This is a genomic window from Christiangramia gaetbulicola, from assembly GCF_003054225.1.
GTDB classification, from domain to species: domain Bacteria; phylum Bacteroidota; class Bacteroidia; order Flavobacteriales; family Flavobacteriaceae; genus Christiangramia; species Christiangramia gaetbulicola.
On the sequence record NZ_QBKQ01000001.1, the window covers coordinates 1,104,680 to 1,117,067 of the forward strand.

Annotated in this window: 13 protein-coding genes and 1 tRNA gene; 7 read left to right on the forward strand and 7 right to left on the reverse strand. The window is 37.5% G+C overall.

Annotation, left to right across the window (positions count from 1 at the left end):
- The first annotated feature begins 33 nt into the window (after positions 1 to 33).
- Positions 34 to 822 carry a sterol desaturase family protein gene (locus tag C8P64_RS05010; RefSeq protein WP_245889658.1) on the forward strand — a complete coding sequence of 263 codons (789 nt, stop codon included), beginning with the start codon at positions 34 to 36 and terminating at the stop codon, positions 820 to 822.
- Here C8P64_RS05010 and C8P64_RS05015 read toward each other — a convergent pair.
- The 3 genes from C8P64_RS05015 to C8P64_RS05025 form a co-directional block, all read right to left on the reverse strand.
- Positions 819 to 1,265, reverse strand: a complete 447-nt coding sequence (locus tag C8P64_RS05015) for a GNAT family N-acetyltransferase (protein ID WP_108170925.1) — start codon at positions 1,263 to 1,265, stop codon at positions 819 to 821. The two genes, C8P64_RS05010 and C8P64_RS05015, sit on opposite strands and share 4 nt — an antisense overlap.
- A gap of 3 nt (positions 1,266 to 1,268) precedes the next feature.
- Positions 1,269 to 1,712 carry a ribose 5-phosphate isomerase B gene (rpiB, locus tag C8P64_RS05020; protein ID WP_108170926.1) on the reverse strand — a complete coding sequence of 148 codons (444 nt, stop codon included), beginning with the start codon at positions 1,710 to 1,712 and terminating at the stop codon, positions 1,269 to 1,271.
- A gap of 514 nt (positions 1,713 to 2,226) precedes the next feature.
- On the reverse strand, positions 2,227 to 2,469 hold the full coding sequence (locus C8P64_RS05025; RefSeq protein ID WP_108170927.1) for a hypothetical protein: 243 nt from the start codon (positions 2,467 to 2,469) through the stop codon (positions 2,227 to 2,229).
- 421 nt (positions 2,470 to 2,890) lie between these two features.
- On the opposite strand from C8P64_RS05025, the gene rnr reads away from it, so the two are divergent.
- A complete protein-coding gene (gene rnr, locus C8P64_RS05030; RefSeq protein WP_108170928.1) occupies positions 2,891 to 5,089 on the forward strand; it encodes a ribonuclease R in 2,199 nt (732 codons plus the stop codon).
- Between the two features lie 97 nt (positions 5,090 to 5,186).
- Positions 5,187 to 5,924 (forward strand): LysE family translocator, encoded by a 738-nt coding sequence (locus C8P64_RS05035; RefSeq protein ID WP_108170929.1) that lies wholly within the window; start codon positions 5,187 to 5,189, stop codon positions 5,922 to 5,924.
- A gap of 253 nt (positions 5,925 to 6,177) precedes the next feature.
- Here the strand turns inward: C8P64_RS05035 and C8P64_RS05040 are convergent.
- A tRNA-Cys gene (locus C8P64_RS05040) sits at positions 6,178 to 6,248 on the reverse strand.
- Positions 6,249 to 6,299: 51 nt separating this feature from the next.
- Positions 6,300 to 6,656, reverse strand: a complete 357-nt coding sequence (gene folB / locus C8P64_RS05045; protein ID WP_108170930.1) for a dihydroneopterin aldolase — start codon at positions 6,654 to 6,656, stop codon at positions 6,300 to 6,302.
- 248 nt (positions 6,657 to 6,904) lie between these two features.
- Between folB and C8P64_RS05050 the strand changes: the two genes are divergently transcribed.
- The 4 genes from C8P64_RS05050 (at position 6,905) to C8P64_RS05065 (ending at position 9,683) form a co-directional block, all read left to right on the forward strand.
- A complete protein-coding gene (locus C8P64_RS05050; protein ID WP_108170931.1) occupies positions 6,905 to 8,584 on the forward strand; it encodes a glutamine--tRNA ligase/YqeY domain fusion protein in 1,680 nt (559 codons plus the stop codon).
- 125 nt (positions 8,585 to 8,709) lie between these two features.
- Positions 8,710 to 9,084, forward strand: a complete 375-nt coding sequence (locus C8P64_RS05055; RefSeq protein WP_108170932.1) for a YtxH domain-containing protein — start codon at positions 8,710 to 8,712, stop codon at positions 9,082 to 9,084.
- A 6-nt stretch (positions 9,085 to 9,090) separates the two neighbouring features.
- Positions 9,091 to 9,450 carry a phage holin family protein gene (locus tag C8P64_RS05060; RefSeq protein WP_108170933.1) on the forward strand — a complete coding sequence of 120 codons (360 nt, stop codon included), beginning with the start codon at positions 9,091 to 9,093 and terminating at the stop codon, positions 9,448 to 9,450.
- Positions 9,450 to 9,683: a DUF6327 family protein gene (locus C8P64_RS05065; RefSeq protein ID WP_108170934.1), complete on the forward strand. Its 234-nt coding sequence runs from the start codon at positions 9,450 to 9,452 to the stop codon at positions 9,681 to 9,683. The genes C8P64_RS05060 and C8P64_RS05065 overlap by 1 nt, the downstream gene beginning before the upstream one ends.
- A gap of 42 nt (positions 9,684 to 9,725) precedes the next feature.
- Here C8P64_RS05065 and C8P64_RS05070 read toward each other — a convergent pair whose 3' ends face one another.
- Together C8P64_RS05070 and gltX are read right to left on the reverse strand one after the other, a co-directional pair.
- Positions 9,726 to 10,688, reverse strand: a complete 963-nt coding sequence (locus C8P64_RS05070; RefSeq protein ID WP_108170935.1) for an SPFH domain-containing protein — start codon at positions 10,686 to 10,688, stop codon at positions 9,726 to 9,728.
- 120 nt (positions 10,689 to 10,808) lie between these two features.
- Complete coding sequence (gene gltX, locus C8P64_RS05075) at positions 10,809 to 12,326, reverse strand: glutamate--tRNA ligase (RefSeq protein WP_108170936.1); 1,518 nt, start codon at positions 12,324 to 12,326, stop codon at positions 10,809 to 10,811.
- Between the last annotated feature and the right edge of the window lie 62 nt (positions 12,327 to 12,388).

Here is a 12,388-nt window from a genome sequence, read left to right on the forward strand (position 1 = left end):
GAATTGGAAAATTTTCTTTTGTTTTTTGAAAATATGCCCACCTGGCAAAAGCTGCTTTGGATAGTATTTGTACTGGGTATTTTCTGGATGCTGGAAGGTTACTATGCCCTGGTAAAATTCAGGTATCATAAATGGAAACATGCCAGGACCAATTTCATTCTGCTGGGATTTGTAATGTTGATCAACCTCATTTTCGGAATTATAACTGGAGGTATCTTTCTATGGCTGGATGATTCAAATTTCGGTTTATTACAACTATTTGATCTGCCAATATGGATAGAGCTCATAATGGCTATTTTCGTGCTGGACCTTATCGCACAGTATTTTGTGCATTATTTACTGCATAAAGTAAAATGGATGTGGAGATTGCATTTAATCCATCATACCGACACCCATGTAGACGCCACCACAGGTACCAGGCATCATCCTTTCGATTTTATCATCAGGGAATCATTCGCTTTGATCGCCGTGATCATAATGGGAATGCCGGTCGCTTATTATCTTTTCTACCGGATCTTAAGTATTTTCTTTACCTATTTTACCCATGCGAATATCAGGTTGCCAAAAGGTCTTGATAAGATATTGAGCTATGTCATTGTCACACCCAATATGCATAAATTCCATCATCATTACCAATTGCCGTGGACAGATAGTAATTACGGAAATATGTTAAGTATCTGGGACAGGATCTTTGGAACTTTCTCATATGATGACACTAAAAAGATTAGGTATGGGATAGATATCGTGGAAGACGATACCTCAGATAAAATTGGCTTTCAACTGGGCATTCCTTTCAATAGATCTATAAAAACAAAGAATTAATCCTTTACCATGGCGATGTGGGGGATCCCATCTTCCAGATATCCTTCTCCGGTAGTTTGGTAACCGTGAGATTCGTAAAATTTGATTAGATATTGTTGTGCTGAAAGTTTGATCCTGGAGGTTTTATATTGCTCCTTTATCGCTTTATCTGATGCTTTCATGATCTCGTGGCCATAACCATGTTTTCTTTCAGAATCCTTAACCACCACACGACCAATGGCAGCTTCTTCAAAATAATAACCTGGTTTAAAACAACGGGTATAGGCTACGATCTTACCGTTCTTAAAACCTATGACATGCAGGGCTTCCGCATCCTTACCATCGATGTCCTGATAGACACAATCCTGTTCTACCACGAAAACTTCCGATCTTAATTGTAAAATATCATAAAGTTCAGTGAGCTTTAACTCACTGAACTTTTTTACTTCTATGTTTAAAGCCATAGGTTATGAGCAGTATTTTTTTGCCGGTATCTTATCTACCCTTCTTTGGTGACGGCCACCTTCGAATGGAGTATTCACAAAAGTTTCGGTCATTTTTTCTGCAAGTTCTTCAGAAACGAATCTAGCTGGTATACTTAATACATTAGCATCGTTATGTTCTCTAGCCAGCTTGGCGATCTCTTCATTCCAGCAAAGAGCAGATCTTACACCCTGGTGTTTATTAGCGGTCATGTTCGCTCCATTACCACTACCACATATAATGATACCAAGATCTGCCTTTTTGTTTTCCACGTCTTCTGCAACGGGATGTACAAAATCTGGATAATCTACACTATCATCAGAGTTGGTTCCATAATTAGTCACTGTATGACCCATAGATTCAAGTTTCTCCTTGATCATTTTTTTATAACCGGTACCGGCGTGGTCATTTCCAATAGATATTTTCATAGTTGAATTGTTTGCCGCAAAGTTAAAAAAAGAGGCTGTTAACTAGCTTATTTTTGATTGTTAATTACTTTATCGAATAGCTTAGATTCCAAGGCTTTAAAATTGACACCTAATTGTTAAAAACATATGATGATTTCCTAATAAAGAAATTTGTTTTATAAGATAATTTTAACAATAGCAACATTAAACTGGATAAATCAAATTATAAGTCTGGATTTTTTTAGATACTTATGAGCACTTAAAAACACGTTATCCACAATTGTTAACTTCTAACTTTTCAAGAAACTTTATTAATTCAATTTTATGAACTTTTGTTAAGTAAATCTTAAAACGCTAAGAATATCAATCACTTAAGAATTAACACTTATGTTCATAACCTGTTAGCTAATGCTTACAAGTGAAATACCAAACAAACTTCATTTTAATTGTTCTACAAATTAACACACCATCATATAACATCATTTTAATTTTTTAAAAAAGAAGAAAAGATAAATATGATATATAATGTTTATAACTAAACGATCCTTAGATGGGAAGTTTTGTCATTTAAAGAATCTATTATTTGTTTTGCTTTGGTAAGATCTGCTGGGTGGACCATTAGTCTTATACCGCCAAAGGCTACCGAGGATAAGGGCAAAAGGCCAATCAGTGTTTCGTTCTGGAAATAATGGCGAATGCCACCGTCATCGAATTTTAGCTTAAGCACAAAATATTCGTACGGATAGGTAAAAGTAGCCAGGCATATATAATCTTTCATAAGTAAAGAATTAACCTAACTAAAGATAGGTTTTATTCCTGATAAGTAGATGCTATCGCAACAGGTTGGGTTGGCTGTTCTTTTCTGAAGAATTCGGTCTTTTTATCCAGCGAACGATTTATGGAGGTCACAACGAGAATTATTCCGAAAATAAATATCAGAAAAAATAAAGCGGAGAATTTGGCTGACTTGCTGACTTTCATAATATTAATCAAATATAGGGGCAAGTAGTCCGGGGGAATGTTAAAGTAAAATTAAGAAAAAATTAAGAATTAATCCTAATTGAATCTAAAAAAAATCTAAAAATTGATCTTTCGGTTTTGAAACTACCGGTTTGAAGCATAGTGAGTTAACAAAACTTTAAACTGAAATCCTGTGTGAGTGATTATAATGGCGTAATTTTATCGTATACTAGTTGATAATGAAGAAACAGAAAAAGAACAAACCAAAAATACAAGGCAATCTTTCCAGAAGTATCATCGATATACTTCGAAACAATTCCGGAAAAACATATAACTACAAACAAATTGCTTCCATTCTTGGAGTAAATGATGCCAGTAGCAGAAATCAAATAATTAAAAAACTGGCTCAATTGGCAGCAAAAAAAGAAATTCAGGAAGTAGATCGTGGCAAGTTCATGATCGAAGGAAATAAGAATTATTACACCGGCGTACTCGATCTTACAACCAAAGGTTATGGTTATGTGATGGTGGAGGAATTTGCAGATGATGTTTTTATCGCGCAGAAAGACCTGCACGCAGCTTTTGACGGGGATACCGTAGAGATCTACGTTTATAACCGCAGAAGAAGAAAAAGATCTGAAGGTGAAATCACCAAGATCTTAAAAAGAAAAAGAACCGAATTTGTTGGAACGCTTCAGCAGAAAAAAGATTTCGGATTTGTGGTCATCGATGATAAATCGATGTATACAGATTTCTTTGTTTCAGGAAATAAACTGAACGGTGCCCAGAATGGCGATAAAGTAGTGGTGGAATTTGAAGAATGGCCAGATAAAGCCGATTCTCCATTTGGAAAGATTACCAGGGTTCTGGGAACTCCCGGTGAACATCATACCGAAATTCACTCTATCCTTGCCCAGTACGGCTTACCACATGATTTTCCTGAAGAAGTTGAAGAATTTGCCAACCAGATAGATACTTCCATCAACGAAGAAGAGATCAGTAAAAGAAGAGACATGCGAGATGTACTTACTTTTACTATAGATCCTAAGGATGCGAAAGATTTTGATGATGCCTTAAGTTTTCAAAAACTTGAAAATGGTAATTACGAGATAGGAATTCATATAGCAGATGTATCACATTATCTTCAACCAGGAACTATCCTGGATGAAGAAGCCTATGATCGTGCAACCTCAGTATATCTGGTAGATAGGGTAGTACCCATGTTACCTGAAATTTTATCGAATAATGCCTGCTCTTTAAGACCAAAAGAAGAGAAATTCACTTTTTCAGCAGTTTTTGAAATCGATGATAATGCGCAGGTAAAGGATCAGTGGTTTGGTAGAACGGTAACATATTCAGATGAGCGATTTGCTTATGAAGAAGCTCAGCATATAATAGAAACGGGAACAGGAACTATTCCTGATGATGTTTCGATTAGAAAACACGCTTATAGTGTTCGTGGTGCTTTGGTGGAAGCAGTGGTTACTTTGAACCGTCTGGCTAAAAAGATGCGTTCCAGAAGAATGCGTGATGGAGCAATTTCTTTCGACAAAGTGGAAGTCAAATTCAATTTGAATGAAGAAAATGAACCTGTTGGAGTTTTCTTTAAAACAGCCAAGGACGCTAATAAGCTTATTGAAGAATTCATGCTGCTGGCCAATAGGAGAGTTGCAGAATTCATTGGGAAACAGAGCCCTAAAAAGACTTTTGTTTACAGATGTCATGACGAGCCAGATGATCAAAAACTAGCTGCTTTGCAAACTATAGTTGGAAGATTCGGGCATAAACTGAATCTTAAAGATCGCAGCACTACCACTTCTTCTCTGAACAAATTACTTGAAGATGTTCAGGGTAGAAAAGAACAGAATATGGTAGATACACTTACCATTAGAACCATGAGCAAGGCCTATTATGGTACAGAAAATATTGGGCATTATGGTTTAGCCTTCGATTATTATACTCATTTTACCTCACCAATTCGTAGGTATCCAGATGTGATGGTACACAGGTTGCTTCAGCATTATCTGGATGGAGCAAAATCTGCCAGTGAAGAGGAATATGAGGCTAAATGTCATCATAGCAGTGAAATGGAAAACCTGGCTACCAATGCCGAAAGGGATTCAATTAAATACATGCAGGTGAAATTCATGCAGGATCATGAGGATGAAGAATTCCTTGGTGTGATCTCTGGTGTAACCGAATGGGGAATCTTTGTAGAGATCGTTGAGAATAAGTGTGAAGGAATGATTCGTTTAAGGGATATGAACAATGATCACTACGAATATAATCCGGATGAATTTGCCGTAATTGGTAAAAGAACCGGGCAAACTTACACTTTAGGTGATGAGGTTTATGTAAAGGTTAAAAATGCCGATCTTGTAAGAAGACATCTTGATTTTACCTTATTAGGAAATCGTCAGGAAGTAGAAGCTAATTAATTTCAAAATCAAGGTAAACTTCTTGAAATTAGGCTTTAACAGCATCATGTTCTTCTAAAAGGACAAAAAGTTTACATTTGCATTACAACTTAACTGTATGTTACAGGACGTTTTAGCTGCCCTACCACTAGGAATTTTTCTGGCTTTTTTATTTGGGCCGGTATTTTTCGTATTACTCGAAACCGCCGCCATAAAAGGGTTTAGGGCCGCTTTCTCTCTGGATATAGGCGTTATTCTAGCCGATATTGTCTTTATTACCATCGCTTATTTTAGTACTACCAAACTTTTGGAAAGACTAAAGGATGATCCTGCCTTATTCATATTTGGAGGTATGATCCTGGCCACTTATGGGGTAATGAGTTTTATACAGTGCAAAAAAGTTCTTCATACAGATGAGGAAACTCCTGAAATCAGGAAACTTGGAAAAAGCGCTTATTTTAATCTCTGTGCGAAGGGTTTTCTGCTCAATTTTATCAATATAGGTGTTCTGGGCTTCTGGCTCGGAGTAATCATCGTATTTGGCCCTAAAATGGATATGGAGCCCGATAGGATCTCTGTTTTCCTGGGTAGTGTACTTCTAACATACCTGGTCGTTGATATTGCCAAGATCCTTCTTGCTAAAAAACTGAACCGGAAATTAACCCCGAACCGCATTTACGTGATGAAAAAGGCGATAAGTGTGTTATTGATCGTCTTTGGCGGGGTGCTGATATTCCAGGGTTTATTTCCAAACCAGGTTGATGAGATCAAGGATCAGATCGAAGAAATTACTCCGAGTGATTCTCTTATTGGAAAACTGGAACATTTCGTAGATCCAGAAGAAAACAGGAGATAATAATATATTTTCTGGCTAATTTTTATCCTTTTCGTAAAGCCATTCAGTTTCCTGAAAAACTTTATTCAGGCATCGAACGTCCCGATACTTCGGGAGCACCGCTGTCGTATTTGAATTAATGCCATAAAAAAAGCTCCCTGTTTTACAGGAAGCTTTGTTGAGGCATCTATCGTTCCGATGCTTAGGGAGAACCGCTGTATTATTTGAAATAATACCATAAAAAAAGCTCCCTGGATTACAGGAAGCTTTGTTGAGGCATCGAGCGGATTCGAACCGCTGTACAAGGTTTTGCAGACCTCTGCCTAGCCACTCGGCCACGATGCCCTATATTGGGTTGGCAAATGTAATAAAAATTTTAAGTTTCAAAACTAAAATCTAGCGGGATTTGGTTCTGCTTACCGTAACCATAGCTACATTTCCGCCAATAGGGGGGTTGATCTTGGAAACATCTACCTTAGCCTTCTGCACCATAATGAGTTCATCCATAATGCGTTTCAGTATCCTTTCAGCCACGGTTTCCAGTAACTTGGAACGAATCGCCATTTCTTCTTTCACGATCTTATTAAGATGCACATAATCTATGGTATCACTAAGTTTATCTGTCTTTGCAGAATGCGAAAGGTCTCCATGAACTTTAAGATCTACCCGGTATTCGCTTCCAATTTTACTTTCTTCATCAAGACATCCATGATATGAAAATACCTTGATATTGTTAAGTTTTATTACTCCCACACTTATTTTTTTACAAAGATAACGGCTCTAAACTTGTTTTCAATTATTGAATATGTTTTTTCAATCCAGGTGTTTTAAAAAATTAAGTAAATAGCTGAAAATGCTCGGAATAAATCGAATTCAAATACATCCTGCAGGCCTATGAATAGTCGTTCCGGCTGTGTTATTGAATTTTACTGATACTAATAGGCTTAACCTGGCGGTATCGACTTAAATTTTGATAAATTTGCCTTTTATTTTAAATCATTATGGCCGAAGGAAAAAAGTCGCTCAATTTCATTGAGCAAATTATAGAAGAGGATCTAAATACTAATTATAAAAAGGAAGACCTGAAATTCAGGTTTCCACCAGAACCAAACGGATATCTACATATTGGGCACGCATCTTCCATCTGTCTTAATTTTGGACTTGGAGAAAAGTATGATGCTCCTGTAAATCTTCGATTTGATGATACCAATCCCGCAAAGGAAGAACAGGAATATGTAGACGCTATTAAGGCTGATATCGAGTGGCTTGGTTATAAATGGGCTAAAGAGTGTTATGCCTCAGATTATTTTCAGCAGTTATACGACTGGGCGGTAGAAATGATCAAAAATGGCGATGCTTATGTAGATAGTCAGACTTCTGAAGAGATCGCCGAACAAAAAGGAACTCCAACTCAGCCTGGAACCGACAGTCCTTATAGAAATCGTTCAGTTGAAGAAAATCTTGAGCTTTTCGAAAAAATGAAGAATGGAGACACCCCTGAAAAAGGTGATGTTCTAAGGGCTAAAATTAGTATGGGAGCTTCTAATATGTTGATGAGGGATCCAGTTATGTACAGATGTCTGCATAAAAACCATCACCGTACCGGGACAGACTGGAAGATCTATCCAATGTATGACTGGGCGCATGGTGAAAGTGATTTTATCGAGCAGGTTTCACATTCTTTCTGTACCCTTGAATTCCTTCCACATCGCGAATTATATAACTGGTTTATTAAGAAAGTAAGTAAACCGGGAGATTTTGAACCTAAACAACGTGAGTTCGCCAGGAGAAATCTTAGCCATACTGTTGTTAGTAAGAGAAAACTTCTGCAACTGGTAGAGAAGGGGATCGTGGATTCCTGGGATGATCCAAGAATGCCAACTATTTCTGGTTTAAGAAGAAGAGGTTATACACCAGATTCTATTAGAAAATTCGCCGATTCTATTGGTGTTGGAAAACGAGAAAATCTAATAGATGTTTCTCACCTGGAATTCTGTGCCAGGGAAGATCTTAATAAGGTTGCTCCACGTGTAATGGGTGTTCTGGATCCTGTAAAACTGGTCATCACCAACTATCCTGAGGGAGAGGAAGAGTGGCTTGAGGCTGAAAATAATCCTGAAGACGAATCTGCTGGAAGTAGAGAAGTTCCTTTTTCCCGTGAATTATACATAGAACAGGAAGATTTCAAGGAGAGTGCCAATAGAAAATTCTTCAGATTAACCTTAGGAAAAGAAGTAAGGCTGAAGAATGCTTATATCATTAAAGGAGAGGACGTAGTAAAGGATTCTGAAGGAAATATTACAGAAATTCACTGTACTTACGACCCTAAAAGTAAAAGTGGAAGTGGTACCGAAGAATCTTTAAGAAAAGTAAAGGGAACCTTGCACTGGGTATCTGTAAAACATGCGATCGAAGCTGAAGTAAGGCTTTATGACAGGTTGTTTACTGAAGAGACACCAGATGGGGTAAAGGATAAGGACTTTATGGATTTTATAAATCCGGAATCCTTAAAAGTAGTGACTGGATATCTCGAGCCAAGCCTGAAAGATGCCAAAGTTCAGGACAAAGTACAATTTCAACGCTTAGGATATTTCTGTGTAGACAAAGATTCTACTGCAGCGAAGCCTGTTTTTAACAGAACGGTTGGTCTGCGTGATTCCTGGGCTAAGATCAAAAATTAGACAGATTTTTTGTATATTAAGAATAATTTAGCAAAGAATTTTTTACATATTAACCGGTTGTTAACAACCTATGGCATTTGCATCTGTTACCTTTGAGAGAATAATAACTTAAAATTCAAAAACTTATGGCAAATACAGGAAATACACTTTTAGCATTAATTACAGGAGCTGCGATAGGCGCCGGAGTAGGATTACTATATGCTCCAGATAGCGGTGAAAAGACTCGCAAGAAGCTTAAAAAAGATGCTCAGAAAGCTCAGGATAACCTAAACAAGCGTTATCATGAAACAAGTTCAAACCTAAGCGAAAAAGCTAAAAAGGCTAGAGTGGATTTTGAGGAGAGATTAGAAGAAACTTTATCTTCTGCAAGTCATAAAGCAGACGATATTCTGGCCGCTATGGAGACCAAACTTGAGGAATTAAGAAAACAAAATGCTAAATTGCAGAAAGACAAAGCAAGCAAATCCTCTGGTAGCTCTCCAGATAAAGCAGTAGTATAATCTTTTATGGCATTTGAAAAACTATCCAACAGTGTTCACGATTTAAACAATAATGTTCAGTCTTTCTTACACAGTAATTCTGAGTATTATAAATTAAAAGCCTTCAGACAGGGAATGAAAGGAGCTACGGCTCTTGTTCGTTTTCTTATAATGGCATTTTTGCTGAGTACTGCAGGAGTGATGATTTCTTTTGCCCTGGCTATAGTCATTAGCCAAGCGATTGGGGTTCCAAGTTCCGGTTATTTTATCGTAGGCGGATTTTACCTGATCGTATTTGTATTGATATTCATCTTTGGAAAAGAGCCTATAGAGAAATTAGTTCTAAGAAAATTCTCTAAAGCTGTATTTAACGATAAAGACGACTAATGAGAGTATATTCATCCTTTGAAGAAATAGATAAGGATCTAAAGATCCTGAAGCTTCAGACCGAAATAGACAAGGAAGAGATCAAACTAAGCATTGATCAAACTAAAGAAAGTCTATCTCCGGTTTCGCTTATTGGTAGCACCATAGGTTCTATCATCCAGAAAGCTTTGGTCTTAAAAGCTGTTTCTAAGATAATAGGAGTGAAGAAGGTTATTGCTTCAACGAAAAAATAACCTTGTATCTCAAAATTTAAAAAGCCCCGTTTGGGGCTTTTTTTATGCATCATCGTTATCTCTGTCTTTTTTAGACTTACCGGCTTGTTTCCTGTTCTGTTCTTTCATTGCTTCTCCAATTTGATTGGAAGCGGTGAACGAAGCCACCATGTTGTTCAACATATCGCTACCGGCCTGGGGAGAATTTGGTAATAATATTAAGTTAGAATTGGTCTCTTCACCTATAGCCTGTAAAGTGTCATAATGCTGGGTAACTACTATTAATGCTGAGGCTTCCTGGGAATTAATACCAACATTATTTAAAACATCCACACTCTCTTCCAGTCCTCTGGCGATCTCGCGTCTCTGGTCTGCAATACCCTGTCCCTGTAAACGCTTGCTTTCTGCTTCTGCTCTGGCCTTGGCTACGATCTTGATCCTGTCTGCCTCGGCATCGTACTCTGCAGCAACCTTTTCTCTTTCTGCGGCATTTATACGATTCATAGCGGCTTTTACCTGTACATCTGGATCTATATCTGTAACCAGGGTTTTAATGATATCATACCCATAAGACTGCATAGCCTCGTTCAATTCACGATTAACAGCGATAGCGATGTCATCTTTACGTTCAAAAACATCGTCCAGCTTCATTTTAGGTACTTCTGCGCGCACAACGTCAAAGACATAGGCTGTTATCTGGTCGTGAGGACTTTCGAGCTTATAGAAGGCATCGTATACATTATCTTTTCTAACCTGGAACTGTACCGATATCTTAAGTTTTACAAAAACATTGTCCTTGGTCTTTGTTTCTACCATTACATCCAGTTGCTGGACTTTTAAATTTATTCTTCCCGCAACCTGGTCTATAAAAGGAATTTTAAGCTGTAATCCTGAACTTCTTATACTGGTGAATCTTCCAAAGCGTTCTATGATCGCTGAAGTTTGCTGTTTTACAATAAAGATCCCGGAAAAAATTACCAGGATCATGAGGACCACAAGAATGGGTATAAAAATTAAATTAAGCATGGTGTAATTATTAAATTATGAATGCTTCAATTTAAGAATAAAAGGTTGAACCCTTATAAAAATAAAAAACCGGCTTTGAACTGTTTCAAAGCCGGTTTTCTTTATGATATAAAATGAATTTTAGGACAGGGTTTCTGTCGCTTTTTTTATTCTGGCTAAAGTTGCTTCCTTTCCAATAAATTCTGCGATTTTATAAAGATCTGGTCCCTGTAACGCTCCTACCAAAGCAACGCGCAAAGGCATCATAACTTTACCAAAGCCAATTTCCTTGCTTTTTATCCAGCCTTTTACAGTTTCCTGAAGACTTTCGGCTTCAAAATTATCAACCGATTTAAGGAAGGCATAAAGTTCATTCAGTAACTCATTGGTATCTTCTTTCCAGGCTTTTTTTGAATCCTTAGGATCAAAAGAAGTAGGGGCGATAAAAAAGAAGTAGCCCTGGTCCCAGAAGTCTTCTACGAAAACGGTTCTTTCTTTGATCAAGGCCACTACATCGGCGATATACTTTTTATCTGCCTTGATCTCTTTCTCCTGAAGCTCTTTTTCGAATTCATCAGCTAAAAATGCATTATCTGCTTCCTGCATATAATGTTGCTGGAACCATTTGGTTTTTTCAGGATCAAATTTAGCGCCTCCTTTATGTACACGTTCCAATTCAAAAGCTTTACTAAGTTCTTCAAGCCTGAAGAATTCCTGCTCTGTACCCGGGTTCCATCCTAAAAAGGCCAGCATGTTTACTACGGCTTCCGGGAAATAACCTTCCTCGCGGTAACCGGTAGAGATATCTCCAGATTTTGGATCTTTCCATTCTAAAGGAAATACCGGGAATCCCATTTTTTCACCATCTCTTTTACTTAATTTTCCTTTCCCCTGTGGTTTAAGTATAAGTGGGAGATGAGCGAATTCTGGTGCTTTCCAGCCAAATGCACGGTAAAGCATATAGTGTAAAGCCAAAGATGGCAGCCATTCCTCACCACGAATTACATGTGTGATCTCCATTAGGTGATCATCAACGATATTCGCCAGGTGATAAGTTGGCATTCCGTCACTTTTAAAAAGTACTTTATCATCCAGGATATTGGTATCGATCTCCATATCACCTCTAATCACATCTTTTAGATGTAAAGTTTCATCCTGAGGAGATTTAAAACGAATCACATATGCTTCGTCTGCATCCAGTTTTTCCTTTACTTCTTCCTGGGATAGAGACAGGGAATTTTTCAATTTCTGGCGATTATGCCAGTTATAGATAAAGGTTTTCCCTTGTTCTTCATGATCTTTTCTATGCGCATCAAGTTCATCTGCGGTATCGAACGCATAATAGGCGTTTCCAGATGCTATTAACTTTTCAGCATATTCACGATACTTATCTTTGCGCTCACTTTGTCTATAGGGACCAAATCCTTTTTCCTTTCCCGGGCCTTCATCATAAGGGATTCCACACCAGTTTAGAGATTCTATGATATAATCTTCAGCTCCTTCTACAAAACGGTTTTGATCTGTATCTTCAATTCTCAATACAAAATCACCGCCGTGCTTTTTGGCGAACAAATAATTATATAAGGCAGTTCTTACACCACCAATATGTAATGGTCCTGTTGGGCTGGGAGCAAATCTTACTCTTACTTTAGAAGACATGTTATTTAAATTTTTGTGAGCAAAGATACAACCTTATTAATCCAATCCTAAACCCTGATTCA